Here is a 26266-nt window from a genome sequence, read left to right as displayed (position 1 = left end):
GAGTCCAGTAACGGGCAGAGAGGTCTAATACAACCCTGCTACTTTCACCGGTAGCGCAGTTGTGGTCTACCCAGGGGGCTTGCTTCACGTACCCTCCGCGGAAGCGTAGGAGTGAAGTATTCAAATAGGTAACCTGCTCCTCGATAGCCTGCCTGCGCAGGTACAGTCCATGCTGCTGTCACAGCTGGAAACAGTGCAGTTGCCACTGCGCACCGTGTTGTTCGACGCACACGTTCAACCCCGGCACGTCCATTTCCTTCTGTCCGGCATCGCTTCTATTCTGACCAGCATGGCGAATAGCGAAGCCGTAGAGATTTGTATTGTTGGCCACGAAGGCTTCCCGGAGAAGATTCACCTTCTGGGCCCGCAACTGGGTGAGACGCGCTGTTTCATGCAGCTGGTCGGCTCCGCTTTGCGCATGGACCTGAGGCGTTTCAAGACTCTGTTTCTGGAGTCGCCCGAGTTACAGGATGCCGTACACCGATACATACAGCATGACAGTCTTGTGCTTGCACAAATAGGGGCCTGCAATCGCCTGCATGCCGTCGAGGCCCGGCTCGCACGCTGGCTCCTGATGGTGCAGGACCGAACGCAAACACCTGAGTTGAAACTTACACAGGAGTTTCTGGGGGAGATGCTGGGGGCGCGCCGATCCAGCGTAAACCTGGCGGCCAGCGCTCTGCAGCGTGCCGGCCTGATCTCATACAGCCGCGGCCGCATCCGGATCGAAGATCGCGACGGCCTTCAGAAAGCCAGTTGCGAATGTTATGCAATCATCCACAAACTCTTCCAGCAGCTTTATGCCTGAAGGGCACCGGCCGACTGCAGCATGGAGTCGATCGTTGCGAGTAGGACGTAGGGGCCGGCAAGCGCACCGACTACAACGTCGGACAGGTACGGTTTGCTGCTCTGATACGGAGCGGAAAGACTTAGTATCTTGATTCCGGGCCAGCGTTGCCGCGCGATCTGAATCGCGGCCGCATATTCATCCGCGTCGAATGAATGACAAACGACAAGAACTGGATAGTCGCAACCGTCTGGCTGCGACGCCAATTCCGCAACACTGGAAAGCGAATTGACGCGATAGCGCGTTTTGAGAACGCGCTTCCGCACCTCACGCAGATCGGCAATCTTGCACAAACTGAGGAGCGAAGGGGATTCGTTTCTGAACTCGAGGTGGTTCATCAAGAATCAGCTTAGGTCTGCTGCTCTACCAGATTCTGTACGATAGCAAACAAATCAGGACCGAGGCCGCAAGCGCAACTCGCGAAATGTTGCGACATTGTATGACGTGCTGCCCGCAAGTTATTAACGAGCAGCCGGCGAAAGTGTTTTGAGCTCGTCACGAAAAGCATTTGCCCGACTAATGTCGGCCCATAGGGTCGATTGTCCGGCAGCACCGAAGCATTGGCCGTTCAGTCTTGCACCTGCTGAAGACTGGTTTAGGGTAGCTCGCCCGGTGGGATCACTTCCACTCGCGGATAGCTTTCGATGCCAGACATACCGGAAGGGCGGTAGGACGGCGTTCCCTGGTAGCGCAGCACGACAGTGTTGGACAGTGCGGCCCCCTCCGGGACCGATCGATGTTTCGGCAACCCCCATGGGATCAGCGACCAATAATCGTGCGCCGCGCCGAGTGGCTGGAAGGGCTTTGGAGCAAAGCACTGTTCTACGAGTTTTTCGTTGAACCTCAGTCCGCAACGCTCGGCGTGATCAAGCATCCAGCGCAGCGTGATGTTGGCCAGTTGACTTTCCGTTTCGCCGCCGCCCACATCGGTATGGACACCCGCGAACCAGACTTGTGTCAGTTGATCGTCATTCGGACGCGGAGTGCCGTCAGATTTGGTCCACAGGGTCGGGAGGAAGGCAGCGCGGCGCTCGTCGATGGAGATTGCGTGAACTGCATTCTTGATGCAGGGATTTAGCGAGGTATCCAGAAATCCGTACTTCAACTCATCGAGCGTGCCGAACAGATGGCCCGGGATGCCGAGCGCGCCCACCGTATCCCAGACGCCCACCATTTGAATGTCTACGTCCTGCAATCCGTACTCAGCCACCAGCGCAGTTTTTAACAGTTGACGCTGGTCATGGTCGTGCGTGCGGTACGCCTGAAAGATGCGTGGCACGGTCCGATTGTCCAGGCTTCTGGTTGGCACGCCGAAGAGAGCGATCATACCGGCCAGACTGCGCGCGGTGTACGCGCCGCGGCTGAAGCCGAACAGATAAATCTCGTCTCCGGGGTCCCAGACGTAGGCGAGGAACTCGTAGCCATCCTGCACCTTTTGGAAAAGCCCATCGCCCAGGGCCCCGCCAAACAGGTGTTCCGACACGGTGCCGTGCGTCCCGACGCCGCTGTCGTAATAGCGAAGCTGCGAGGCGTCCTCGTTAAGCGAGAGATAAAGCCGGCGCACGTTGGTATCGGCCGGCATCAACTCTGGTCCGTGGGAGGTGTTCCACGTGCCATCGGCACAGAAAATGACTTTCTTGCTCATGGGCGAGCTCCGTCGCGGCAACGCGCCGCGCGCCCATTCTCCTGCCGCACTGCAGGCTCGTCAATCGGCTTTTGTCAGCGCGCCGGCCCTTTTATCGGCTGTCCTGTAAGGCCGGCTCGCACCATTGTTCCGGGCCGGGGTGCCGCAAGTGAGCTTAGCCGAGACCGGAGCGCCTAAATGAGCTAGTTTGCGGTTGGATTATACATCGCCAGAATGTAGACGAAGATGCAACCGAAGGCGACGACCATCGCGCCCCAGTGGCGGTCCAGAAAGGAATCGAAGCCGTGCGCGTGCTCGTGTGCGCCTTCCGGATCGTGCGTGTGCTCGCTCATGGTCTCACCTCGGCAACAGATTTCTTCTCTTCACTTTACCTGAGCGGGCGGTGTGGGCACATGGAGCCGAATCTACGACCCGAACATCTACACTGGAAGCAGGAGAACCTGATGCGACCTGTTTCTGCCGTGGCCGTTGCCGCTGCCCTGACAATCAGCGTGTGCACGTATGCACAAACATCCACGACGCACCGCAGCACCGGCGCGCACCGCAGCACCGCAGCCGCCGCAGCACCGCAGGAAGGCACTGCCGCGGTGGGGTCGATGCCGGCGGTGACCGGTACGGTGAAGACCCTGTTCTCGTTGCGCTATGTGGACCTGAAAATCGGCACCGGCGAGCCGGCGGAAACACGCAAGTTCTACACCGTGCACTACACGGGCTGGACGACGGACGGCCAGAAGTTCGACTCCTCGTTCGATCACGAAGGACAGGAGCCGATCGTGTTTCCGGTAGGCGCACGTCAGGTCATCATCGGTTGGGACACCGGTTTCGAAGGCATGCGCGTCGGTGGCAAGCGCCGCCTGATCGTGCCCTACCAGCTTGCCTATGGTGAGCGCGGCCGCCCCCCGATTCCGCCGAAGGCTGATCTGATCTTCGACGTAGAGCTGCTGGCACAGAGCGATACGCCGCCACAGCAGCAGACCCCGCCGCCGGCCGCATCGCCCGGAGCCGGCGTGCCGCAGCAGCAGAAGCCAGTGCAGCAGCCCGGGACCAATCCCGTGACGGAACCGGCGAACAAGCCAGCCACGAAGCCCGAGTAACCGCGTGACCCTGGGCAAACTGCAACCGCTGACACCGTACCTGCGGCGCTACCAAAAAGCGTTCTGGCAGGGGGCGGGTGCCGTGCTGCTGTACAACCTGTCCAAAATCGCGATTCCCCTGATCATTGGCCGTGCCGTGGACGGCATGGAGCAACACGGCCCGGCGGGCATCGTGCTGCGCTCCGTGTGGGAACTGCTGGGCGTTGCCGCCGTTGCCGCGGTGTGCCTGTACGGTTCGCGCTGGATCCTGATCGGGGCTTCGCGTGAGATCGAATTCGACCTGCGCAATGACCTGTTTCGCAACCTGGAGCGGCAGGCGCTCAGCTTTTACCATACCCAGCGCACGGGCGACATTATGGCGCGCATGACCAACGACCTGAACGCGGTGCGGCAGTTGCTTGGGCCGGCAATCATGTACTCGGCCAACACAGTGGTGTACACGGCCGCGGCGATCCCGTTGATGCTGCGGATTTCTCCCCGGTTGACGCTGTGGGCGTTCTTGCCGCTGCCGATTGCAAGTGTGCTGGTGCAGTACGTGGGACGCAAGATCCACACGCGCTTTGAACGCATCCAGGCGATGTTCTCGGATATCAGCGCCAAGGCGCAGGAGAACTTTTCCGGCGCGCGGCTGGTGCGCGCCTTCGCGCAGGAGCCAGCGGAGATCGAGCGGTTTGAAGAGGCGAACCGCGAGTACATTCGGCGTTCGCTGATGCTGGTGCGGCTGATGGCGATGCTGTGGCCGACGCTGGAGTTCGTGCTGGGCATCGCCATCGTGGTGACGCTGTATGTGGGCGGGCGTGAAGTGGTGCTGCACCGCATCACACCGGGCGAGTTCACCAGCTACATGGTCTTCATGGTGCAGCTCACCTTTCCGATGATTGCGCTGGGTTACGTGGTGAACCTGTTCCAGCGAGGCACCGCGTCCGTGGTTCGCATTGAGGAATTGCTGCGGCAAGAACCGGCAATCCGGGATGAGAGCGGCCGTTCCCCCGGTGAAACGCCTCTGGTGCCACGGGGTGAGGTGGAGTTTCGCAACCTGACCTTCAGCTATGGCGCAGGCGGAGACGTGCTGCGCGATGTATCGCTGACCATTCCAGCAGGCTCAAGCCTGGCGATTCTAGGTCCGACGGGATCCGGCAAGACAACGCTGGTCAACCTGATTCCGCGGCTGCTGGACGCTGCGCCAGGACAGGTGCTGATCGATGGCTTGCCCATCCGCGAATGGCCCCTGGCCGACCTGCGCCGCGCGATTGGCTTCGTGCCGCAGGAAACGTTTCTGTTCTCGTCGACCATCCGGGAGAATATCGCGTTTGGCGTCACATCCGCGACGGATCAGCAGATTGTGGCTGCCGCAAAGTGTGCACAGATCGCGCGGGAGATCGAGGAGTTCCCGAATGGGTTCGCAACGATTGTGGGCGAGCGTGGCATTACGCTGTCAGGCGGTCAAAAGCAGCGAACGGCAATTGCGCGGGCGCTGCTGCGCGACCCCCGCATCCTGATCCTGGATGATGCTCTTGCGTCGGTGGACACCCTGACCGAAGAGCGCATTCTGAACGGTTTGCGTGAGGCGATGCAGGACAGAACGACCATCCTGATTGCGCACCGCGTTTCGACCGCTCGCACGGCAGACCGCATTGCAGTGCTGGGAAACGGCAGTATCGCGGAGTATGGAAGGCATGAAGATCTGCTGGCGCGCGGTGGTTTCTACGCGGACCTGTTCGCGAAGCAGCAACTAGAAGAAGAGATCGCTGTGGCGAGTTAGCCGGGATTAAACAGCCGCGACTTCGGCGAGCGCGGGCAGCACGTGCAGCTTTGCCTCGCGATCGTAGGTTTCCAACGGGTAGCCCGCGTCGCGCCAACCTTCGTAGCCGCCCTTGAGCGGACGCACACGATGCACGCCGATCTTCTGCAGCCGCTTCGCCAGCGAGGCACTTGTTTCCTCATTCGGGCACGTGCAGTACAGAATCACGTCGCGGTCTCGCGGGATCAGGTCGGCGTTCTTTTCGAGTTCGGCGGGTGGAATGTGGACAGCGCCGGGGATGACGCGGCCATCGGGCAGGAACTCGAGCGGGTGGCGCAGGTCCACGATAAACGGGGCCAGCACGTCGTCCGCAGCGGCGGCGTCCACAAGGGTGTGTAGCTCTTCCGAGGTGATGCGCGCCTCGCGCAACTCCTGCAGAAAGGCGCGCTGCTTCCAGAAACGGCGCAACACGATGGCGAGCACGGCGAGACCGAAGAGAAGGACGCCATGCTGCACGGCGAAGTGAAGCACTGGCCGTGAGCGCTTCGCGACGTCGCCGACAAAGCGGCCGCCAAAGACGTATACCGACGACCAGATCAACGAGCCGGCAAGGTCATAGGCCAGAAAACGCATGTACGGCATGCCGCTCTGCCCCGCGATGGGTGGCGCGACGGCAGACAGGCCGGGGATGAACTTCGCAAAGAGCAGCGTAACGCCGCCGTGACGGCCGAAGTAGCCTTCTGTCTTCTTCACGCAGGTTCCGGCTTCCAGTGAAAGGCGGCAGATCAGCCGCACCACACGGCCGCCGTAGCGGACACCCGCGAAATACCAGACGGAATCCGCCACGGCGCACGCCACCAACACGGACAGCATGACCGGGACTGCATGCAACTTGTGAGCAGCGGTCAGCGAACCCGCCGTAAGCAGTAGCGGGACCGACGGCACCGGAACACCCAGCTGCTCCACCAGAACCCAGAGGAACAGGATTCCGTAGGCGTAATGGAGAAAGAAGTCGAGCGCGATCGGCATGGGGATACCTGCCTGTAAGGATGACAGGAGTTCAGGGTGCGATGCGAAAGTTGTTGCGCATCATGCAAACAAGGCCCGCCGAAGCGGGCCTTGTTTGCGTGATCGGGCCGGGATTCCGGCTTCTCGCAGCGCCGAATGCGGAACGAGGAGCAGGTCGCCTTACCTCCATTACTTCACGTGCACTTCCGGGTCAACGGAGTAGCCGGGCCGCAGCAATTGGTCGTTGTTCTCACCCTGATCCAGGTTGATGCGGACAGGAATGCGCTGGACGACTTTTACGTAGTTGCCGGTCGCGTTCTCCGGTGGGAACAGGGACAGACGGGAACCGGTTGCGCCGCCAATCTGCGCGACCGTGCCGTGGTAATCGCGGCCGCCCAAAGCGTCGACCTTCACGTCGACCTTCTGGCCTACCTTCATGTGCTGCAGTTGCGTTTCCTTGTAGTTGGCCGTCACCCACAAGTTGGTGAGCGGAACGATGGTCAGCAGATTCTGCCCAACGCTGACGTTGCCGCCAACGGAGACCGTTTTCCGGTTGATGATCCCGGTGACGGGAGCGGTGATTCGGCAGTAACCCAGGTTCAGACGAGCCTGATCGACCCGCGCCTGCTGTTGCTGGATGTCGGCGTCCGCGGCGCTAGCACGTGCCTGCTGCACCTGAACCTGCTTTGGCCCGTTCACCTGTGCCTGGCGGGCGTTCTCGCGGGCTGAGTCGAGCCGGGCCTGCGCCTGGCGTACCCCGGCCTGCTGCGCAATCACGTTCTGCTGCGATTCCAGCAAGGCGCCATTGTTGGCAGCGGCTTGTGCCACGGCCTGATCGAACTGCTGCTTACTGATCACGTCCTTGGCGACGAGCGGGGTGTAACGGTCCACATCCAGTTGCGCCTTCAGAGCATTGGCCTTGGCCTGGTCCACGCGGGCCTGCGCCGCGGCAACCTGCTTGTTCGACTGGGCGACACCGGCCTCCGCGGTCGCGACGTCCTGGCCGCTGGTTGCGACGGTGGTCCGCGTCTGCACACCCGTGATCGGCACGTTGGCATTGGCCTGAACAGAGCTGGCTTTCGCGTTCGCCAACTGCGCCTCGGCCTGCTCCAACGCAACCTGGTAGTCGCGTGGATCGATCTCGGCGATGACGTCGCCCTGGTTCACCTTTTGGTTATCCGTCACGTCGACCTTGACGATCTGGCCGTTCACACGCGCCGAAACCTGGTAGAGATCGCCATCCACCTGCGCGTCGTCGGTTCCCTCCGTAAACGTGGAACGGTAGTAGAAGAAACCGGCAACCAGGGCAAGCAAGAGCACCACGACAATAATGATGAAATTGCGACGCGCCTTCGCCGCGGGGTTTTCTGGCTTTGCGGGCGGCGTCTGCGGGCTTCCGGAGGGCGCGGCCTGTGCCTGCGCTCCAGAGCCACCAACGGAGCTCTCGCCACCGCCCGGCGCATTGCCCTGCTGGTTCTGCTGTGCGTTCCCTTGCGGATCGTTTTCTGCCACGATCAATGTCCTCCGGCTTGAAGAGCGTTCTTGTAGTTGGTCCCGGCGGTGCCGGTTGCGCGCGCCAGCGAAAGCTTCGCCACGTTGTGCTGGTACAGCGCACTGATGTACTGATCGTTGGCCTGCTGGGTCTGCGCCTGAGCTTCGGAAACGGCGAGGTTGTCCGTAACGCCGGCGCGGAAGCGCTGCTGCGCCTCGGAAAGCGCTTCGTTAGCCAGATCGACGTTGGAGCGAGCGGTCTGCACCAGTTGCCGCGCGGCCTCAATGTCCAGCAAGGCATCGCGCACGTCCTGATTCACCTGCTGCACCTGGTCGCTGTAGCGGGCCCGCTGCTGTTGCAAGGTGGCATCGGCAACCTCTTTGTCGCCACGGTTCTTCGCGATCTGGAGGATGGGCGCGTTGACCTCGCCGGTGGCGGTGTAGGTATCGTGCAGGTTGCTGAACCGGGTCCCCAGACCACCGTAATCGCCGGTGAAGTCAATCGTCGGATACTGCTCGGCGACGGCAGCTTTCTTCTGCAACTCCGAGCCCTTCACGTTTTCCGCCATGCCCTGCAGATCTTTGCGGTTTGCCAGCGCCTGCGCAAAGGCCTGTTCCGGCGTAACGGCATCCGCTTCCGCGTAGGGCACCGGGTCCGTCAGGCGAAACTGCTGCTCGGTTGGCAGGCCGATGGCACGGGCCAACGCGAGTTTGTCTTTTTCCAGACCGTTGCGCGCCTGTACCAGTTGCTGCTGTGCATTCTGGTAATCCACCTGCGCGCGCAGCACGTCAAGCCGCGGGCTGGTGCCGGCTTCATGCGCGGCGGTGGCCTGGTCCAGCGAGACCTTGGTCTGCGCCAGAATCGCCTCTTCTGCGGTGATGCGCGAGGCATCCGCGATACAGAGCAGGTAAGCATTGCCAACCGTGAGCACCACCATGTTCCGCGCGTCCTCCGCAGACAGCTTGGCACCCGTGAGGTTGTGTTTCGACGCCAGGTAACGATCGATAGATTGGAGATTCAGCAGGCTCTGCGAAAGGTACGCCCGAAAGTCCAGGGTCTGAAACGGCCCGACGATCGGGTTGAAGCCTGGAAAGTTCAGACCATACGCCGCCAGGTTGATCTGCTGCACGGTATAGTTCGCGTTGCCGGTCACGGTCGGCAGCAGCGATTGCAGTTGTTGCAGGCGTGTACCGCCGGCATTCTGCACGGCGCTCGCGTTCAGAATCAGGCCAAGGTTGTTGCGGAGGCCACGCCCGATCGCATCATCAAGGGAAAGGTCGAGAATGCCGGCCGTTGCCTTGCCCTGCACGATCGAGCCCCTGTAGTCGTTCTGGCTGGCTGCCGAGCCACCGGCCTGCACATTACTGCCGCCGTTCAGACCGTTAAGGGTTTGCTGCGCTGCCTGTACCGTAGCCGGTCCAGATGCCTGTTGCCCGCCGCCAGAGGAGCCCTGGCTGGTTCCGTTACCGCTCTGCCCCTGCGTTTGCGACCGGCCTGGCATCGCCAGCGCCGCAGTCATCGCCAACGCAATCGTGACTTTGCCCAGAAGTCGGCAACAGCCGCTTGCCTCTGTTGCGTTGTGCATACACCTCTGCCAGTGCGGAATTTGCGCGGCACAACGCGGCGGAAGCTGTAGCGGCCACGGTGCAAATGCGCTGTCCACTATCAGATGCATACCCCTGGGGCTGGCGATGCAGAAACTTTGCACACCGCTGCCCCGATGCGGAACGATGTAGTCTGCTGCTTGCGCGCTTACCGCGGCAGGTTTGAGGACTTGATATGGGAATTCGCACGGGAGTCATCGGGTTTGGCCTTGCTGGCCGCGTGTTTCACGCGCCATTCGTACACGCCGCGCGGGGTCTGGACCTCCACAGCATCGTGCAGCGGAACGGCGATGAAGCGGCGCGTGCCTTTCCTCATGCACAGGTCCTGCGCTTGGCGGATGACCTGTTCCACAGCGACGTGGAACTGGTGGTGGTTGGAACACCCAACAACACGCATGTTCCCCTGGCCCGGGCCGCGATCGAGGCCGGCAAGCATGTGGTGATCGACAAGCCTTTCGCGCCGACCAGTGCCGAGGCAGAGGAGTTGGAGGCGCTTGCGCAGAAGCAGGGCGTGCTGCTTGCGCCGTTTCATAACCGGCGCTTCGATGGAGATTTTCTGACGCTCCGCAAGCTCTTGGACGAAGGCAGCCTGGGCCGTCCCGTGACGCTGCTGTCGCGCTTTGACCGCTTTCGGCCCGTTCCGCGCCCGAATACGTGGAAAGAAACCGAAGGCGCCGAGCATGGCTTGCTGATGGATCTGGGCCCGCACCTGGTCGACCAGTCGTTGGTGCTGTTTGGCCGGCCGGAAAGCATCACTGCCGACGTACGCACCGATCGCGACGCCACAAACATTGAAGATGCCTTTGACATCACGCTGCATTTTGAGCGCGACGGCCGCAAGATTCGTGTCGATCTGGGCAGCACAATGATTGCAGCCGAACCGCAGCCGCGCTTCCTATTGCACGGCACGGCGGGAAGCTTCCGCAAAAGCGGCGTGGATCCGCAGGAGCCGGCCATTCTTGCTGGCGCGACCGTTCCCGCGCAGGCCGAGGCTGCCGACGAATGGTTCACCGAAGACCGTGCCGCCTGGGGCACGCTGACCACACCGGTTCATCCCGGTGACCCGACCCGGCTGCGCAGCGAGCCGGTGCCGACGGAGCGCGGGAACTATCGCGTGTTCTACCAGGGCATCGCCGAGGCGATCCGCGACGGGGCGACACCGCCGACCACGCCGCGGGACGCGATTCGCGTGGCCCGGTTGCTTGAGATGGCGCGGGAGTCGAGTCGTACCGGACGCACGCTCCCTGTTTCACCCGAGACCTGGTAGGGCTCGCCGCAACCGTCGAAAAGGAGCAGTACAAAGCAGTGGCATCAATTGATCAAGCACTTCCCCTCGGATTTCGTTGGGCATCCGTCAGGGCTGGCATCAAGGCGAGCGGACGGCCTGACGTTGCGGTAGCGGTTGCGGACAAGCCTGCCGCCGCAGCGGCGATGTTCACAAGCAATCAGGTGAAAGCCGCGCCGCTGCAGGTGGACGCGGAGCACCTGCGTGCAACCGGCGGTTATGTGCGAGCGGTGCTGGTCAACGCGGGTAACGCGAACTGTGCCACGGGTGCGCAGGGGCTGGCCGCGGCCCGTGAGAGCTGTACGCAACTTGCCACGTGCCTGGGCGTTGCCGCGGAAGAGGTCTTCCCTTCTTCCACCGGCATCATTGGCGTGCCGCTGCCTGTTGACAAGCTGACCGCTGCCCTGCCTGGCGCGGTAGCCGGGCTGAGCGACAGCAGTGACGCAGCGGAGGCCTTCGCCACCGCGATCATGACGACGGACACGCGGGTGAAGATCGCGCAGTCGGAAGTTTCGGTGGGCCACCGGCCGGTGCGCATCTTTGGTTGCTGCAAAGGCGCGGGCATGATCGGTCCGCAATTGATACCGCATGCCACGATGCTGGTGTACCTGTTCACCGACCTGCAAGCCTCACCGGCGGAGTTGCAGACAATGCTTGCGACCGCCGTGGAGACGAGCTTTCACAGCATCTCTGTGGACGGCGACACGAGTACGAACGACACAGTGCTGCTGTTTGCGAGCGGTGCCAGTGGTGTAATTTACGACCAGGCGCAAATCGGGGAGCAGCAGGCATTTCGCGACGCGCTGGGACACGTTTGCGACACCCTGGCGCATGCCATCATCGATGACGGTGAGGGCGTGACGCACGTGGTGCGTCTCCTTGTGAGTGGGGCGGATGATGATGTTGCGGCGAAGCGGGTCGCCAGGTCCGTTGCGAACTCCCCACTTTGTAAAACCGCATGGTCGAGCGCCGATCCGAACTGGGGGCGCATTCTGGCTGCGGCGGGGTATGCGGGTGTGCGGTTCGATCCGGCGCAGGTTTCGATTCACATTGGCGGACTGCCGGTCTTCGAACGAGGAGCGCGCTCCGCCGCGATCGACGAAGCCGCCGTGCACCGGCGCATGTTGGATCGCGAGTATGAAATCGCGATTGATCTTGGGACGGGACCGGGCGTGTGCCGCTTCCTGGCCTGCGACCTGACAGTCGAGTACGTCCACATCAATGCTGACTACTCGACCTAGCGAGCGGAGCGCGGTTACCGGACGCGGCATAAGCCCGTGTGATTTGCTTGGGGTCTGCAACTTATAATCAATCTGCTTTTCGCGGCGCGCGCCGCAGTGCGCCGCGTACCCACTTCCCTACCGCACCGGAGCACCCATGGCAACGCAACTGGCACAGCCCGCAGCGAATCTGGACCTGCAAAACGAAATCCAGGAATGGATTGAAGCCTTCGACGAGATGATCGTCGCGGAAGGCCCCGAGCAGGGCGCGGAGTTGATGACCGCCCTGCGTCAGCGCGCGCGTGAGGCCGGGGTACAGGCCGAAAACGAGCTTGCAACACCGTACCGCAACACCATACCCAAGCACGACGAGGTGCCCTACCCCGGCGACCGCGATCTGGAACGCCGCGTCGAGGCGCTGATCCGCTGGAATGCGATGGCGATGGTGCACGGCCAGAATAAGAAGGACGCCGGCATCGGCGGTCATATCTCCACTTACTCCTCGCTGGCGACGCTGTTGGAAGTCGGCTTCAACCACTTCTTCCGCGCAAAGTATGCGACGCCCGAGGGCGATCAGCCCGGCGACATGATCTATTTCCAGGGCCACGCCTCGCCCGGCATTTACGGCCGCGCCTTCCTTGAGGGCCGGCTCTCTATCGATCACCTTTTGAACTTCCGGCACGAGCTGCGCGACAAGCCCGGCCTGTCCAGCTACCCGCACCCCTGGCTGATGCCGGAGTTCTGGCGCTTTCCGACCGTCAGCATGGGCATAGGACCACTGAACGCGATTTACCAGGCGCGCTTCATGCGCTATCTCGAGAACCGCAAGCTGATCCCGGCGACCGACCGCAAGGTGTGGGCGTTCGTGGGGGATGGCGAGACGGACGAGGTCGACACCCTCGGCGCGATCGGCCTTGCCACGCGCGAGAACCTGGACAACCTTATCTTCGTCGTGAACTGTAACCTGCAGCGGCTGGATGGTCCGGTGCGCGGCAACAAGCGGATCATCGACGAGTTGGAAGGCCACTTCCGAGGCGCCGGATGGAACGTAATCAAGGTCATCTGGGGTTCGGATTGGGATGCGCTGTTTGAACGCGACCACACCGGCCTGCTGCTGAAGCGCATGGAAGAGGCCGTGGACGGCGATTTTCAGGCGTACAAGGCCAAGGGCGGGGCTTACCTGCGGCAGCACTTCTTCGGCAAATACCCGGAACTGCTGGAACTGGTAAAGGACTACACCGACGAGCAGCTTGGACGCTTGCACCGTGGCGGTCACGATCCGGTGAAAATCTTCAACGCGTACAAGCGCGCGACGGAGCACAAGGGCGGACCGACCGTCATTCTGGCGAAGACGGTAAAGGGCTATGGCTTTGGCTCCACAGAGGCGCGCAACGCCGCGCACAACGAGAAGAAGCTGACGGACGATGGCGTGATGCAGTTCGTGCAGCGGTTCAACATTCCCGTGCCCGAGGAGGAAGCGAAGAACGGCAAGCCCTGGAAGCCGGAGGAGTCCGCGCCGGAACTGCAATACCTGCAGGCACGCCGCGCGGAGCTGGGCGGATTCCTGCCGGCGCGTGTTGAAAAGCCATTTGAATTTAAAGCACCGGAACTGGAGTTTTTCAAGGAGTGGCTCGGCGGATCAAAGGGCCGCGCAGTTTCCACCACAATGGTCTTCGTCGCCATCCTGCGCACGCTGCTGAAGGACCCGGCAATCGGCCGGCTGCTGGTGCCGATCGTTCCCGATGAAGGCCGCACCTTTGGCTTGGAATCGGCGATCAAGCAGGTCGGCATCTACGCCTCGGAAGGGCAAAAGTACACGCCGCACGACAGCGACATGCTGCTGAGCTACCGCGAGGAGAAGGACGGCCAGATCCTGGAGGAGGGCATTACCGAAGCGGGCTCGATGGCCAGCTTTACCGCCGCGGGCTGCGCCTATGTCAATTACAACGTGCCGACCGTGCCGTTCTACATGTATTACTCCATGTTCGGCTTCCAGCGCATCGGCGATATGGTGTGGGCGTTTGCAGACTCGCGCGGCAAGGGCTTCCTGATGGGCGGCACCGCGGGCCGCACGACCATGCTGGGCGAGGGTTTGCAGCATCAGGACGGTCACTCGCACGTGATCGCGAGCACCGTGCCTACGTGCCTGAGCTACGACCCGGCCTTTGCGTTTGAGATGTCGGTGATTATCCAGGACGGTCTGCACCGCATGTACGCGGAGAACGAGCAGGTCTTCTACTACATCACCATGTACAACGAGGACTACGCGCAGCCGGAAATGCCCCAAGGCGACGCCGTGCGCGAGGGCATTGTGCGCGGCCTGTACAAATTCAAGGCAGCCGCCAAAGGCAACGCGACGGTACAGCTCTTCGGCTCGGGTCCGATCCTGAACGAAGTGCTGAAGGCGCAGCAGATGCTGAGCGAGAAGTACTCCATTGAGGCCGACGTTTGGTCCTCAACCAGCTACGTGGAGTTGCGACGCGACGCACTCGCGGTGGAGCGCTGGAACCGGCTGCACCCCGCCGAGCCGGAACGCAAGCCCTATCTGCTGACCGCGCTGGGCGATTCCAAGGGGCCTGTCATTGCGGCGAGCGATTACATGAAGGCGATGCCGGACGGCCTGTCGCCGTGGCTTGGGCAGCGGCTGGTCACGCTGGGTACCGATGGCTTTGGGCGCTCGGACAATCGCGAGTATCTGCGCCGTCACTTCGAGGTGGACGCGAACGCCATCGTTGCCGCGACGCTCGCCAAGCTGGTGCGCGAAGGCAGCGTGAAGGCCAAGGTGGCGCAGAAGGCGTTCGCCGATCTTGGGATCGACACGGAAGCAGGTGATCCGTCGCGCAAATAGCCCGCTTCATCATGTTGAAGAACGAAATGCCCGGCATCGATGCCGGGCATTTCGTTCCTCAACTTTATGTAAGGATGAAAGGACCTTGGGCAAACCACTGATCAGTGACGCGCAGATGGTCGCGATGCATGCCGTCATGCTGCAGCTTCGCCAGGCAGCGCCGCGGCGCTCCGCGGCAGCAGCGCAGTCTGCGTGGCCCATCGCATTTCTGGCAGCGGCGTTGCTGCAGTTGCGTAGTGAGGACCTGCTTGTGACGGCGGGCGAACTGCCGCTTGCCGAGGCCGCCCTGAGCCGCGCGCGGCAAGCATCGTTTCACCCGGACCTGCTGCCGTTCACGCTCGCATGCACCCCGGACAGTGCCGCCGCGGCAGCAGCCGGTCACGCCTTTGCGCAAAGCCATGCCACGCGGCCCGGCGACCATGCACCATTAACGCTGGCTCTGCTGCCGGTGCATGCACCGCTGGCGGACGCGCTGCAGCTTGCCGGTCAGCACCTGCTGCCGCTGTTAGCTGTCGTGCGCGATGAGCCGGGCAAGCCACGGCCGCCACTGCTCGCCCCGAAGAACGTAGAAGTCGTTGCGGTGGACGCGGAAGACGCCGTGGCCGTGTGCCGTGTGGTACAGGAATCCATGCTGCGGGCTCGCAATCGCTGGGGCGCGGTCGTCTTGCGAGCCGTTACGCTGCCCGGCAGTACCGACCCGATCGCGGCTTTTGGGGCGCACCTGGAGCGTCGCGGTTTACGCCCGATTCTGCCCGCGGGTGAAACCCGGTAGACTAAAACCGTGGCACCATGGCACAACCGGCTTGCGCATCGCTGTCGTGTTGCGACGACAGCGACGGTGGTATTGCTGGCCCTAAGCACAACCTCGGCAGTCTCCGCCGGCGCACAAGCCGCCGCCACCAGTGTGCCCACGCCACAGGATCAACCGGCCCCGCCTTTCCAGCAGAATTCGCAGGTGCCCGCTCCCGCGACGTCCGGTGGCCAGGTGCCTGTTGTCCCCGCGCCGCAGCGGCTTCCGGATGGACCGCTCCCGGCGCGGCCTGCCTACCTGCCTCCGAAGACAAAGACGCATAGCAAGCCGCAGGTGGAAGCGCCGGGCGAACTCCCGAATCCGACAGCCCCGCCCGTGGTTGCGGCGCGGCCAACACCGCGCCATCCTGTGGTGGCCCGGAACGCCTATGACGGAACGCCGCAGGTCACCTATGATCGGCTCGGCTCGGCATACATCCCGGTGGACAGCTGGATGTACCCCGCACTGTTACGGCTTTATTCCATGGGCTTTCTGGACACGGCGTTCCTAAGCATGCGGCCGTACACTCGTCGCAGCGTGCTGCACATGCTTCTGCAGACCGAAAGCGACGTTCGCAACAGCGGCAATGAAGATGCGCTTCAGCTGCTGAATACGCTGGAAGACGCGCTAGCGGGCGAACCCGATAACGGCGGCACGCAGCCACGCGGCCTGGTGTATGGGCTGGAGCAGGTGTACACGGGCGTGCGTCAGGTCGGCGGCCCGGTGCTGCGCGACAGCTACCACGTCGGTCAGACGTTCGTGAACGACTACGGACGTCCCTACAGTACCGGCTTCAACACCTACGACGGTTTCGCGACGCTTGCGGAGAAGGGTCCGTTCTCAATCTACGTTCGCGCGGAGTACCAGCACGCACCGCACTTTACCGGCTACACGTTCGCGCAGGCCAGCGCGCTCTCCAGCATCGACGAGATCGACTACAACGGACCGAACCGGCCGAACGACACCCTTCCTGAAGGCGTACAGCCAGCGCAGAACAACTTCCGGATCCTTGAAGCAAACGCCTCTGTGCACCTTTATGGGCACGAGGTCTCATTCGGCAAATCCGACGCGTGGCTGGGGCCGGGGCTGGGTGGTGCCATGGCGTGGTCCAACAACGCGGAGGACATGTACACCTTCCGCATCAACCGGGTCGAGCCGCTCTGGATCCCGGGAGTCAGCCGCATCTTCGGCAACTTTCGCTATGACTTTTTCATTGGCAGCCTGAAGGGCCACACGTACCCGAACGCGCCGTGGGCACACTCCGAGATGATTTCGGTTCAGCCGTTTCGCGATTTCCAGTTCAGCGGCCAGCGCACGATTCTGTTTGGCGGCGAAGGTGTGCAGCCGGTAACCCTTCACACCTTTCTGAAGGGCTTCTTCAGCGTTACGGACACAACTTCGGCGCAGAAGTATTCGAGGGACAATCCCGGGGCGCGCTTTTCGTCCGTCACGGCGTCGTGGCGGCTGCCGTTTCTGCGCAGGGTTGCAACGCTGTATACCGATTCAGAGACGCATGACGATGTGTTCCCGCTGGCCGCGCCCCGGCGCGCCGCCTGGCGGCCCGGCATTTACCTGTCGCAGCTGCCATTTGCCCCCAAGCTCGATCTGCGCGTGGAAGCGACGTACACGGACTTTGTCACGACACGCTCCGAGTTCGGAACGGGCCAGTACTGGGAAGTGGTGCAGCGCCAGGGCTACACCAACAAGGGCTTCCTGCTGGGCGACTGGATCGGGCGTGAGGGCAAGGGCGGCAATGCTTCGCTCACCTACCACTTTTCCGGCAATGAGTGGCTGTCGTTCAGCTACGCGCGCAAGAAGAATGCGAAGGACTTCATCCAGGCAGGGACGACGCAGAACGACTACCGAATTGACCTGCTGAAGCGTGTGCGACCGAATATAGAGCTGGGTGCCTGGTACCAGCGCGAGACGTGGACGGCACCGTTCGTCCGCGCCGGACAGCAGGCAAACAACACGGGAAGTCTGCAGATAAAGTGGTACCCGCGCCTACGGTCGACGAACGATCTGTACTAAGCAATTCCCTGTCGCGGCGTGCCGAGCCGGGCCAGGTGTATTCAGGCTCGCTACACCTTCGAGCGGAAGTACGCCAGCGATTTTTGAAGACCCTCTTCCAGCGGCACCTCGGGCGCCCAGCCCAGCAGTTGCTGCGCCTTGGAGATGTCGGGACGGCGCTGTTTCGGGTCGTCCTCCGGCATCGGTTTGAACGTGATTCCCGAGGCGGCACCAGTCACCTTCAGCACGGTTTTGGCGCACTCCAGGATCGTCCACTCCTCCGGATTGCCGATATTGGTCGGCAGCGGCTCGCCCGACTTGGCCAGCAGCACGATGCCGCGAACCAGATCGCTCACATAGCAGAACGAGCGTGTCTGCTTCCCGTCGCCGTAGATGGTGAGCGGTTCGCCCTTGAGGGCCTGCATCATGAGATTGCTGATCACGCGGCCATCATTCGGCTGCAGCCGCGGACCGTAGGTGTTGAAGATGCGCACCATGCCGGTGCGCACACCGTAGTAGCGCTGATAGGCCATGATGGTGGCCTCGCTGAAACGTTTGGCCTCGTCGTACACCGACCGCGGGCCGATGGGGTTCACGTTGCCCCAGTAGCTTTCGCGTTGCGGGTGTTGCAGCGGGTCGCCATAACATTCCGAGGTGGATGCGTGCAGAAAACCGGCGCTATACCTCTTTGCAACTTCAAGCGCGTTGACCGTGCCATCGGACCCGACACGCAGCGTTTCCGGTCCCAGGCGCATATAGTCCGCCGGGCTGGCCGGCGACGCGAAGTTGAAAACGAAATCTACTTCCCCGAAATCAAACGGCCGGCAGATGTCCGCCTGCTCGTAGCAGAAGCGAGACTCACCCGCGAGGTGTTTCAGGTTGTCCAGCGAACCGGTGGCCAGGTTGTCGACACCGACGACCGAACAGCCCTCCGCCAGCAGAGCGTCGCATAGGTGCGACCCAAGAAAACCTGCCGCGCCGGTCACCAGCACGCGACTCCAGACCTGTGCCACAAAGACTCCTTCTCATTCGCGAGACTCGCCCGTATCCGCCTGCCGAACGCCGATCGGACCGGGCTCATCCCTGTTGCGCGTTGCGACTGCTTAGGCGAGTACCGCTTCCCCTTGCCGCACCGGGTGCGCGGCCGGCCGGCCGACACTGACGTAGGAAAGCCCGGCAGAGGCAACTGCTTCAGGATCGTAGAGGTTGCGGCCATCCAGCAGGATGGGATAGCGCAACGTCTGCTTCAGCCGCTTCAAATCGAGCGCGGCGAACTCTGCCCAGTCTGTCAGGATCAACAAGGCATCCGCGTTCTCCGCAGCGGCGTAGGCGTTGTCCACGTACTGCATTGCACCGGACTCGGGAATCTGTGCGCGACTGCGCTCCATAGCAGCCGGGTCGAAGGCGCAGATGCTGCAGCCCTCGCCGAGCAGCATTTCGATGACCTCGAGCGCCGGGCTTTCGCGAATGTCGTCCGTTTCACCTTTGAAGGCCAGGCCGAGCACGCCGATACGCTTGCCGCGCAGCGTCCACAGCGCCGCGCGCACCTTACGCAAAAAGCGCTTCTTCTGTTCGACGTTGATCTTTTCCACCTCGGTCAGAAGGGAAAAATCGACGCCGAGCTGGTCGGCAACAGAACGGAAAGCCGCGACGTCCTTAGGAAAGCAGGAGCCACCATATCCAACGCCAGGTCGCAGGAACTTGGGACCGATGCGGCTGTCCATGCCGATGCCGCGCGCCACCTGCTCCACGTTGGCGTCGGCCGCCTCGCACAGATTCGCGACCGCGTTGATGAAGGAGATCTTCATCGCAAGAAAGGCGTTGGACGCGTGCTTGATGATCTCCGCGCTCTTGGTGGAGGTGAGCAGCAGCGGCGCCGGTGTCTTGTCATCCAGCCGGCCTCCGATGGCGTTCTGCCGCGTGTAATAGGAGCCGGAAGTCAACGGCTTGTAGATCGCCTCCAACACCTCTGCCGCGCGCGCATTGTCGGCGCCCACAACGATGCGATCCGGGTGCAGAAAATCCTCGACTGCGGTGCCCTCGCGCAGAAACTCGGGGTTCGATACGACGTCGAACAGGCTGCGGTCCACGCCATTGCGCTCAATGGTGCGCCGAACCCACTCGTTGGTGTACACCGGAACCGTGCTCTTTTCGACGATGACTTTATAGGAGTCCAGGTGGCGTGCAATCTCGTTGGCCACCGCCTCCACATACGACAGGTCGGCATCGCCGGTTTCAGACTGCGGTGTGCCAACCGCGACGAAAATGGCATCTGCCTGCCGCGTCGCCTCGCCCAGATCGGTCGTAAAGACAACCTTGTCATTGCGATAACGGTTCAACAGCTCTGGCAGATGTTCCTCGTGAATCAGGGTGTCGCCGCCACGAAGGGCGTCGACTTTCTTCTGATCGTTGTCGACACAGGTCACCTGGTGACCGATCTCTGCGAAACAGACGGCGGCGACTAGGCCGACATACCCGGATCCGACGACGGCGATGTTGATAGTTCGATCCATGCGCGTGCGATTGCTCCTGCTGATTGGCCGTCCTCGCCTCGTGCGGCAGGCGGGACACTCTTCCTGTTGCTCCACCAGTGTAGAAGAAGCTGCACCGTCTACGGGGGCACATCCGGCAGGAGTACGACGGCCCGCGCCTACTCATCTTTTCGACAAAATGTCGTTTATCATCAACCAAGATGGCTCCCCTTCGATCGCAGTTTCCAGCGGCTCCGGCGTCTGACGACGGCGAAGCCCAGCCGGAATTTACGACTGCGTCCGCCGACAGCACGCTCTCTGAGGCGCTGCTTGTTCTTCGGAAGCGCAAGTGGGTTCTGCTTGCGATGGTGGTGCTTGGGCTGCTGTATGGCCTATACCAGGCTTTCACACAACCGGTACGCTATACCGCAGCCGGCCGCCTGGAGATCGGCTCGGGTGCAACGGCGGCATACCGGCAGCCTGGCTTCACCCAGGGTGAAAATCTGAACAACGAGATGCTCATCCTGCAGAGCGAATCGTTGATGCTGACGGTCGGCCGCGAGATGGACCTGGCCAATAATCCCGCGTTCTTCGGGATTACCAAAGGCACCCTGCCCCACCGCAACATCGACGATCCCGGCGTTCGCCAGGCGGTTGTTGGGACGTTGCTCGGCAGCGTCAAGGCAGCCAACATTCCGGGAACGCAGATTCTGGTCATCAGCTGCGTCTCTGCAAACCCGAAACTCTCGGCCGACATCGTGAACCACGTCATGGACGCGTACATTCAGCGCTCCATCCAGAGCCGGTACGCGTCGACGGATCGGGTCTCGCGTTGGCTGAGCAATACCTTGAGCGATCTGAAAGCGCAGGTGGAGGCGTCGCAGGAGCAGCTCATCGACATGCAGCGCAAGCTGGGCGTGCTCGGGCTCAGCTTCGACCCGACTCATGTGCCCCAGACGGAAACCGCGGCCAAAGTCGATGCCCTGTCCAGCGCGTTGAGCTCGGCCCGGATTGCTCGAATCCTGGCCGAATCCAAGTTCCGGACTCTGCGGAACGCAGATCCCAATAACCTGGAAGGCCTACTCGATGTTTCCGGCCTGGATGGAGAGTTGAACCGGCTGCGGGGTGACATCGCAACCACCAAAGCGACCATTGCGGAAGAGCTGGTCATGCGCGGACCGCGCAATCCGAAGGTCGAGGCCGACCAACGGCACTTGGCCGAGTTGCAACGCGAGGTGGACACCGAACAAAATCGGTTGCTCAGCCAGGCCAAGGACGCGTACGTTGCCGCCCAGGCGAACGAGGCGCAGACCACATCGGCGTTAGACCAGGCCAAAAATGAGGCGTACCAGCTGCGCGATGCCACGGTGGAGTACACCCTGCGGCAGCGCGAATATGATACAAACCGCACACTTTACGACGGTCTGCTCTCTCGCCTGCGTACCGCCGGCGTGCAGGCCGGCCTGGAATCTTTGGAGATCGACATCATTGATCGGGCGCAACAGCCGCCCGCGCCGACATTGAAGCCGACCAGCAGCATTCTGATCCAGAACGGCATCTTCGGACTGATCGGCGGCGTGGTGCTCTCGTTCCTGCTGGAAAGCCTGGACACGGGCCTGCGCAGCGTGGCCGAGATTGAGAACGTGATGCAGCTGCCCTCGCTCGCCGTGATACCGCGCGTCCGGCGGGTCGGCAGCGATGGCGATGGCGCGTTGAGCGTGGCACAAAGCAACATCAACGTGCTGGCCACTTCGAAATCGCAGTTTTCCGAAGCCTTTCGATCGCTGCGTACCTCCCTGCTGCTTTCCACCACGGGTCATCCGCCGAAGATTATTGTCATTTCAAGCTCCACTCCGGCTGAGGGCAAGACTACGGTTGCGACGAACCTGGCGTGCATCCTGGCGCAGCGCGAGACGCGCGTCCTGCTCATCGATTCAGATCTTCGCCGACCCAACGTACACCATCGCTTTGGCCTGAATGGCCGCGTGGGCCTTTCGACCGTTCTTGCCGGCGCCGCGACGCTGGAAGACGCTCTGCGCCAAGTGGCAGAAGTTCCGAATCTTGACATTCTCTGCTGCGGCCCCGTGCCGCCCTTCCCGACCGAAATGCTGTCGTCCGAGGCGATGCACGACCTGCTCGTCCGCTGCTGTGACCAGTACACACACATCGTGATCGATTCGCCGCCGATTCTTTCCGTAACGGATGGCGTGATCCTGGCGCGGCAGTGCGACGCTCTGGCCCTGGTGGTGCGGCATGGAAAGAGCAGCCGTCATGTGGTGCGGCGTGCGCGCGACCTGCTGATCCGCGCCGGCGCTCCGGTCACTGGCATTGTGCTGAACGCCGTGGATGTGAATGCTCCGGAGTACTACGGGTACTACGGCTACTCCGGGTACAGCTACAGCAACATCGACTCGGAAAGCTGGGAGACGGAGCCCCGGAAGACCTCGACCCCGGCAGGTGCCGCATGAAGCGCGCATTCCATACCGCGTTGCTGGGCATGGCAATGCTGTGCGCCCCGTTCGCTCGCGCACAGTTCAATGGCCCGGCCGACACTGCCGCCGACCCTGTCAACACGCCGCATGCGCTGACCACCGATCCGGCAATTCTGTACCCGGCGAAGCACGACACGGTACTGCACGGCGGCGATCAGATCCGGCTCAGCGTGTACGGCATTCCCGACTACAACTTCTCCGGCCGCATCTCCCAGCAGGGCTTTGTCACGGTTCCGCTGATCGACCCGGTGCAGGTCGACGGTCTGACCGTGACGGAGGCGGAGGCCCTGATCAGCGAGCGGCTTGGCGAAGCGCAAATGTTCCGGAATGCCGCCGTTCAGATTGAGGTGACCGAATCCCTGAAGTCACAAATCACCCTAATCGGTGAGGCACGTGGGACGGTGCCTGGGCTGGCCGGAAGCAGGCGACTCTTTGATGTGCTCGCCACCGTTGGAGGTTTGCAGCCAACCACCAGCCACCTGATCACGATCGACCGCCCAGGGGAGGCGCAATCGATCAACGTTGATCTCGGCACCGATCCCGAGCACAGCAAGTATGCCAACATTCCGATCTTTCCCGGCGATACGATCGTCACGTCTCGCATCGGCAGCTACTATCTTGTGGGTGCCTGGAAACGTCAGGGTGCGTTTCCGCTACAGAACACCGCTCCTCTTACCTTGCTGCAGGCGTACACCATCGGCGACGGCAAGTTTTTCGAGGCCAAGGCGAATGAGCTGCACCTGATCCGGACGCGGGGAACCACGCGCACGCTGACCATCGTCAGAATGGATGACGTGCTCAAGGGAAGGCAGCCGGACCCGGTGCTGCAGGCTGACGACATTCTGTACCTACCGTCGAGCAAGGTGCTTGCCGCTATCCGGCAAGGGGGCGTGAACACCGCGATTGGCCTCGCCCTGACGCTGTATGCAGCACTGCGCTTTAACTGAGTCGCTGGAGGGTCGTGTGAGTTCGCAGCAACGGGAGCTCTGTCGAGTCCGGCTCGCCTATGTCGTCAGTCACCCCATTCAATACCAGGCGCCGCTGCTCCGGGAGCTTGCAGCGGACTCAGCCATCGATCTCTGCGTCTTCTTCTGCTCTGACTTTTCGATGCGCGCCTACCGGGACAGCGGCTTCGGCGCGGAGGTGCGGTGGGATGTGCCGCTTACCGCCGGCTATCGATCGGTTGTCTTGCCACGGTGGCGCGACACCACGAGTCCGGGCACCTTTGCACCGATTGCGCGGGGGATTTTTCGTCAACTCGCGCGTGGGCTGGATGGGCATCGATTCGATGCGGTGTGGGTCCACGGGTACAGCACGGTCAACAGCCTGCACGCAATTCTGGCGGCCCGGGCGCTCGGCATCCCTGTTCTACTGCGGGCGGAGCCTTGGCTGCAGGATCGCAGACGTGCCGGATGGAAGCTGTGGGCGAAGCGCGCATTCTTTACGGGATTGCGTGGCCTGGTTGCCGCGGTGCTCCCCATCGGCACACGCAATGCCGAATACTGGGCCTATTACCTCGGCCATCGCTTTCCGTCATTCCTGATGCCCTATGCGGTGGACAACGATCGTTTCGCCGCTGGCATGTCCGCGGCGTCGCCGGAACTACGGGAATCACTCGGCCTCCAGGCAGGCCGGCCCGTCATTCTGTTCGCCTCAAAGCTGCAGCAGCGCAAGCATTGCGATGACCTGCTGGAAGCCTACCTGCGCCTGATCCAAACTATGCCGGCCGACACACAACCCCATCTGCTCATCGTTGGCGATGGCGAGCAGATGCAGGCGCTCCGGACCAGAGTGGAGCAGACTGGCGCGTCCCTCGTTCGATTCGCTGGATTCCGCAATCAAACAGAGTTGCCCGGCATCTTTGCGCTGAGCACGGTGTTCGTGCTGCCCTCCAGACACGAACCCTGGGGGCTGATCGTGAATGAAGCGATGGCCTGCGGGCTGCCGGTGATTGTCTCCGACGAGGTCGGCTGCGCGGTGGATCTGGTACAGGGCGGCGCGAACGGCTTCGTCCTCCCTGCTCGCAACGTCCCGGCATTGCAAGATGCGCTTCGTGCCGTCCTGGTGCCCGGCGTTGCCGCCCGCATGGGCCAATGCAGCCGCGAACGCATCGCGAAGTGGAGTTTTGCGGAGGACCGCAACGGACTCAAGGCAGCACTCGCCTTTGTAACGCGCCTTCCGGTCGGAGCAGACGGAGACACTATCGTGACGCGAACCCAGGAAGAGCATGCCGCCAGCACACTATAGAGCCGACGAGCACGTCGCCGCTTCGGACCTGCATCCTTCGCAGCGTCCGGCGTTTTCTCTCGGGAACCGGCTCGCGCGTCTGGCCTGGAACATCACAGCGGCGCTACTGTTCCGCACTTCGCCGCGCCCGATGCATGCGTGGCGCGCGTTCCTGCTGCGGTGTTTCGGAGCCAGGCTGGGCAAAGGCGTTCACGTGTATCCAAAGGCAAAGGTCTGGGCGCCCTGGAATCTCGATTGCGCGGACTACGCCGGCATCGGCGATGGCACGGACATCTATAACCCGGCTCCGATGCACTTCGGAGAGTTCTGCGTCGTCTCGCAGGACAGCTTCGTATGCGGTGCGACGCACGACTACAACGATCCTGATTTTCCGCTGCTCGCGTTTGAGATGAGCATAGGCGCCCGGGCCTGGATCTGCGCACGGGCCTGCGTTGCGCCGGGAGTTCAAGTGGGTGAGGGTGCCGTTCTGGGGCTCGCTTCCGTCGCCACGCGTGACCTGGAGCCGTGGACCGTTTACGGAGGAACTCCCGCGGTCGCGTTAAAACCTCGCAAGCAAATCCGCTCTTCAAAAGCCGCCGACGCGGGAGGAAGGCTCGATTGATCTCCGTCCTGATCCTGACAAAAAACGAGCAGCAGGATCTGCCGGGCTGCTTGCGCTCTGTTGACTGGTCCGACGACGTGTGGGTGTTGGACTCGCTTTCCACCGACGACACGCAGGCAATCGCCCGGGCTGCCGGCGCGCGCGTGATCGAACGCGCCTTCGACAACTGGTCCGCCCACCAGAACTGGGCCCTGCAGAACATTCCGTTCCGTCATCCTTGGGTGTTTTACCTGGATGCCGATGAACGCGTGACACCGGAGTTGGCGGCGTCGCTGCGCGGTGTGACCGGTGCGCGACAGGACGCATCCGACGCGGCTCCGACCGCTGCGTCATCGTTCCCCGTGGCCTATGAAATACACCGGCGCGACCTGCTGGGCAGCACTTGGCTGCAGCATGTACAGCTCTCCAGCTTCTACGTGCGCCTGTTCCGGCCTGAGAGCATCCGCTATGAGCGGTTGGTCAATCCTGTGACGCGTGTGGATGGGGAAACCGGCCGTCTGCAGGGCTACCTCGACCACTACCCTTTCAGCAAAGGCATCGGCTGGTGGATCGCACGGCACAACGACTATAGCGGAAAAGAGGCGCGCGAGATTATTGCCGGGCGCGCAAACGAACCACCCTTAAGCTTGCGCACAGCCCTGTTCGCACAAGACTTCCAGACCAGGCGGCGCATGCAGAAGGCGATTTTTTACCGGTTGCCTGGCCGCCCGCTGCTCAAGTTTCTAGCCATTTACTTTGGAAAGCGCGGGTTCCTGGACGGGCGTGCCGGCCTGCAAGTCGCAATCCTGCAGAGCATTTATGAGTACCTGATTGTGGCAAAGACGCGCGAGTTGGAAGCGGGCGGACCGCAAACGATCCCATGAAAAAGGAA

21 protein-coding genes are annotated in these 26266 nt (G+C 62.3%); 13 read left to right on the top strand and 8 right to left on the bottom strand.

The features are described from left to right. Positions 1–169: 169 nt before the first annotated feature. Positions 170–808, top strand: a complete 639-nt coding sequence (locus ACOFKT_RS05610; RefSeq protein ID WP_419806435.1) for a Crp/Fnr family transcriptional regulator — start codon at positions 170–172, stop codon at positions 806–808. Here ACOFKT_RS05610 and ACOFKT_RS05605 read toward each other — a convergent pair. The 3 genes from ACOFKT_RS05605 to ACOFKT_RS05595 form a co-directional block, all read right to left on the bottom strand. Further along, positions 799–1140 carry a hypothetical protein gene (locus tag ACOFKT_RS05605; RefSeq protein ID WP_419806434.1) on the bottom strand — a complete coding sequence of 114 codons (342 nt, stop codon included), beginning with the start codon at positions 1138–1140 and terminating at the stop codon, positions 799–801. The two genes, ACOFKT_RS05610 and ACOFKT_RS05605, sit on opposite strands and share 10 nt — an antisense overlap. Positions 1141–1442: 302 nt before the next feature. After that, on the bottom strand, positions 1443–2492 hold the full coding sequence (locus ACOFKT_RS05600; protein WP_419806433.1) for a DUF2235 domain-containing protein: 1050 nt from the start codon (positions 2490–2492) through the stop codon (positions 1443–1445). Between the two features lie 182 nt (positions 2493–2674). Beyond that, the gene (locus ACOFKT_RS05595; protein ID WP_419806432.1) at positions 2675–2824 is read right to left on the bottom strand and encodes a hypothetical protein; all 150 of its coding nucleotides are present in this window, start codon (positions 2822–2824) and stop codon (positions 2675–2677) included. Positions 2825–2935: 111 nt separating this feature from the next. On the opposite strand from ACOFKT_RS05595, the gene ACOFKT_RS05590 reads away from it, so the two are divergent. Both ACOFKT_RS05590 and ACOFKT_RS05585 read left to right on the top strand, forming a co-directional pair. Beyond that, positions 2936–3586 carry an FKBP-type peptidyl-prolyl cis-trans isomerase gene (locus ACOFKT_RS05590; protein ID WP_419806431.1) on the top strand — a complete coding sequence of 217 codons (651 nt, stop codon included), beginning with the start codon at positions 2936–2938 and terminating at the stop codon, positions 3584–3586. Between the two features lie 4 nt (positions 3587–3590). Next, positions 3591–5348, top strand: a complete 1758-nt coding sequence (locus ACOFKT_RS05585) for an ABC transporter ATP-binding protein (protein WP_419806430.1) — start codon at positions 3591–3593, stop codon at positions 5346–5348. A gap of 6 nt (positions 5349–5354) precedes the next feature. Here the strand turns inward: ACOFKT_RS05585 and ACOFKT_RS05580 are convergent, their stop codons facing one another. The 3 genes from ACOFKT_RS05580 to ACOFKT_RS05570 all read right to left on the bottom strand — a co-directional run bounded on the left by ACOFKT_RS05580 (position 5355) and on the right by ACOFKT_RS05570 (position 9412). Next, a complete protein-coding gene (locus tag ACOFKT_RS05580) occupies positions 5355–6356 on the bottom strand; it encodes a VTT domain-containing protein (RefSeq protein ID WP_419806429.1) in 1002 nt (333 codons plus the stop codon). 168 nt (positions 6357–6524) lie between these two features. Beyond that, positions 6525–7847, bottom strand: a complete 1323-nt coding sequence (locus tag ACOFKT_RS05575) for an HlyD family secretion protein (RefSeq protein ID WP_419806428.1) — start codon at positions 7845–7847, stop codon at positions 6525–6527. A gap of 2 nt (positions 7848–7849) precedes the next feature. Continuing rightward, positions 7850–9412, bottom strand: a complete 1563-nt coding sequence (locus ACOFKT_RS05570) for a TolC family protein (RefSeq protein WP_419806427.1) — start codon at positions 9410–9412, stop codon at positions 7850–7852. A 194-nt stretch (positions 9413–9606) separates the two neighbouring features. Between ACOFKT_RS05570 and ACOFKT_RS05565 the strand changes: the two genes are divergently transcribed. From ACOFKT_RS05565 to ACOFKT_RS05545, 5 genes are all read left to right on the top strand, one after another. Beyond that, positions 9607–10698, top strand: a complete 1092-nt coding sequence (locus tag ACOFKT_RS05565; protein WP_419806426.1) for a Gfo/Idh/MocA family oxidoreductase — start codon at positions 9607–9609, stop codon at positions 10696–10698. A gap of 38 nt (positions 10699–10736) precedes the next feature. Further along, on the top strand, positions 10737–11957 hold the full coding sequence (gene argJ, locus ACOFKT_RS05560; protein ID WP_419806425.1) for a bifunctional glutamate N-acetyltransferase/amino-acid acetyltransferase ArgJ: 1221 nt from the start codon (positions 10737–10739) through the stop codon (positions 11955–11957). A gap of 136 nt (positions 11958–12093) precedes the next feature. Further along, positions 12094–14784 carry a pyruvate dehydrogenase (acetyl-transferring), homodimeric type gene (gene aceE / locus ACOFKT_RS05555; protein WP_419806424.1) on the top strand — a complete coding sequence of 897 codons (2691 nt, stop codon included), beginning with the start codon at positions 12094–12096 and terminating at the stop codon, positions 14782–14784. A gap of 85 nt (positions 14785–14869) precedes the next feature. Next, positions 14870–15556, top strand: coding sequence for a hypothetical protein (locus tag ACOFKT_RS05550; RefSeq protein ID WP_419806423.1), 687 nt, complete (start codon positions 14870–14872; stop codon positions 15554–15556). Between the two features lie 9 nt (positions 15557–15565). Beyond that, on the top strand, positions 15566–17605 hold the full coding sequence (locus ACOFKT_RS05545) for a capsule assembly Wzi family protein (protein WP_419806422.1): 2040 nt from the start codon (positions 15566–15568) through the stop codon (positions 17603–17605). A 50-nt stretch (positions 17606–17655) separates the two neighbouring features. Here ACOFKT_RS05545 and ACOFKT_RS05540 read toward each other — a convergent pair whose 3' ends face one another. Both ACOFKT_RS05540 and ACOFKT_RS05535 read right to left on the bottom strand, forming a co-directional pair. Then, positions 17656–18597, bottom strand: a complete 942-nt coding sequence (locus tag ACOFKT_RS05540) for a UDP-glucuronic acid decarboxylase family protein (protein WP_419806421.1) — start codon at positions 18595–18597, stop codon at positions 17656–17658. A 90-nt stretch (positions 18598–18687) separates the two neighbouring features. Continuing rightward, entirely contained in the window at positions 18688–20097 is a 1410-nt protein-coding gene (locus tag ACOFKT_RS05535) for a UDP-glucose dehydrogenase family protein (RefSeq protein ID WP_419806420.1), read from the bottom strand. Positions 20098–20276: 179 nt separating this feature from the next. Here ACOFKT_RS05535 and ACOFKT_RS05530 point away from each other — a divergent pair, with 179 nt between their 5' ends. From ACOFKT_RS05530 to ACOFKT_RS05510, 5 genes are read left to right on the top strand one after another with little or no spacing between them, the layout of a single operon-like run. Next, positions 20277–22523 carry a GumC family protein gene (locus ACOFKT_RS05530; protein WP_419806419.1) on the top strand — a complete coding sequence of 749 codons (2247 nt, stop codon included), beginning with the start codon at positions 20277–20279 and terminating at the stop codon, positions 22521–22523. Beyond that, on the top strand, positions 22520–23494 hold the full coding sequence (locus tag ACOFKT_RS05525) for a polysaccharide biosynthesis/export family protein (protein WP_419806418.1): 975 nt from the start codon (positions 22520–22522) through the stop codon (positions 23492–23494). The genes ACOFKT_RS05530 and ACOFKT_RS05525 overlap by 4 nt, the downstream gene beginning before the upstream one ends. Positions 23495–23510: 16 nt before the next feature. Beyond that, complete coding sequence (locus tag ACOFKT_RS05520) at positions 23511–24794, top strand: glycosyltransferase family 4 protein (RefSeq protein WP_419806417.1); 1284 nt, start codon at positions 23511–23513, stop codon at positions 24792–24794. After that, on the top strand, positions 24775–25395 hold the full coding sequence (locus ACOFKT_RS05515; protein ID WP_419806416.1) for a putative colanic acid biosynthesis acetyltransferase: 621 nt from the start codon (positions 24775–24777) through the stop codon (positions 25393–25395). Before ACOFKT_RS05520 ends, ACOFKT_RS05515 begins: the two co-directional genes overlap by 20 nt. Then, entirely contained in the window at positions 25392–26258 is an 867-nt protein-coding gene (locus ACOFKT_RS05510) for a glycosyltransferase family 2 protein (protein ID WP_419806415.1), read from the top strand. Before ACOFKT_RS05515 ends, ACOFKT_RS05510 begins: the two co-directional genes overlap by 4 nt. Positions 26259–26266: the final 8 nt, after the last annotated feature.

The sequence above is a fragment of the Terriglobus sp. genome, assembly GCF_965201105.1.
Taxonomy (GTDB): domain Bacteria; phylum Acidobacteriota; class Terriglobia; order Terriglobales; family Acidobacteriaceae; genus Terriglobus.
The sequence above is the reverse complement of the archived record's forward strand: the minus strand, read 5'-3'. Positions and strand labels throughout refer to the sequence as shown.

What these genes read in the sequence shown, in the direction of transcription:
- ACOFKT_RS05610 (WP_419806435.1), top strand. Translation starts at nt 170, where the DNA reads ATGCTGCTGTCACAGCTGGAAACAGTGCAGTTGCCACTGCGCACCGTG.
- ACOFKT_RS05600 (WP_419806433.1), bottom strand. Translation starts at nt 2,492, where the DNA reads ATGAGCAAGAAAGTCATTTTCTGTGCCGATGGCACGTGGAACACCTCC.
- ACOFKT_RS05595 (WP_419806432.1), bottom strand. Translation starts at nt 2,824, where the DNA reads ATGAGCGAGCACACGCACGATCCGGAAGGCGCACACGAGCACGCGCAC.
- ACOFKT_RS05590 (WP_419806431.1), top strand. Translation starts at nt 2,936, where the DNA reads ATGCGACCTGTTTCTGCCGTGGCCGTTGCCGCTGCCCTGACAATCAGC.
- ACOFKT_RS05580 (WP_419806429.1), bottom strand. Translation starts at nt 6,356, where the DNA reads ATGCCGATCGCGCTCGACTTCTTTCTCCATTACGCCTACGGAATCCTG.
- ACOFKT_RS05570 (WP_419806427.1), bottom strand. Translation starts at nt 9,412, where the DNA reads ATGCACAACGCAACAGAGGCAAGCGGCTGTTGCCGACTTCTGGGCAAA.
- ACOFKT_RS05565 (WP_419806426.1), top strand. Translation starts at nt 9,607, where the DNA reads ATGGGAATTCGCACGGGAGTCATCGGGTTTGGCCTTGCTGGCCGCGTG.
- aceE (WP_419806424.1), top strand. Translation starts at nt 12,094, where the DNA reads ATGGCAACGCAACTGGCACAGCCCGCAGCGAATCTGGACCTGCAAAAC.
- ACOFKT_RS05535 (WP_419806420.1), bottom strand. Translation starts at nt 20,097, where the DNA reads ATGGATCGAACTATCAACATCGCCGTCGTCGGATCCGGGTATGTCGGC.
- ACOFKT_RS05530 (WP_419806419.1), top strand. Translation starts at nt 20,277, where the DNA reads ATGGCTCCCCTTCGATCGCAGTTTCCAGCGGCTCCGGCGTCTGACGAC.
- ACOFKT_RS05525 (WP_419806418.1), top strand. Translation starts at nt 22,520, where the DNA reads ATGAAGCGCGCATTCCATACCGCGTTGCTGGGCATGGCAATGCTGTGC.
- ACOFKT_RS05515 (WP_419806416.1), top strand. Translation starts at nt 24,775, where the DNA reads ATGCCGCCAGCACACTATAGAGCCGACGAGCACGTCGCCGCTTCGGAC.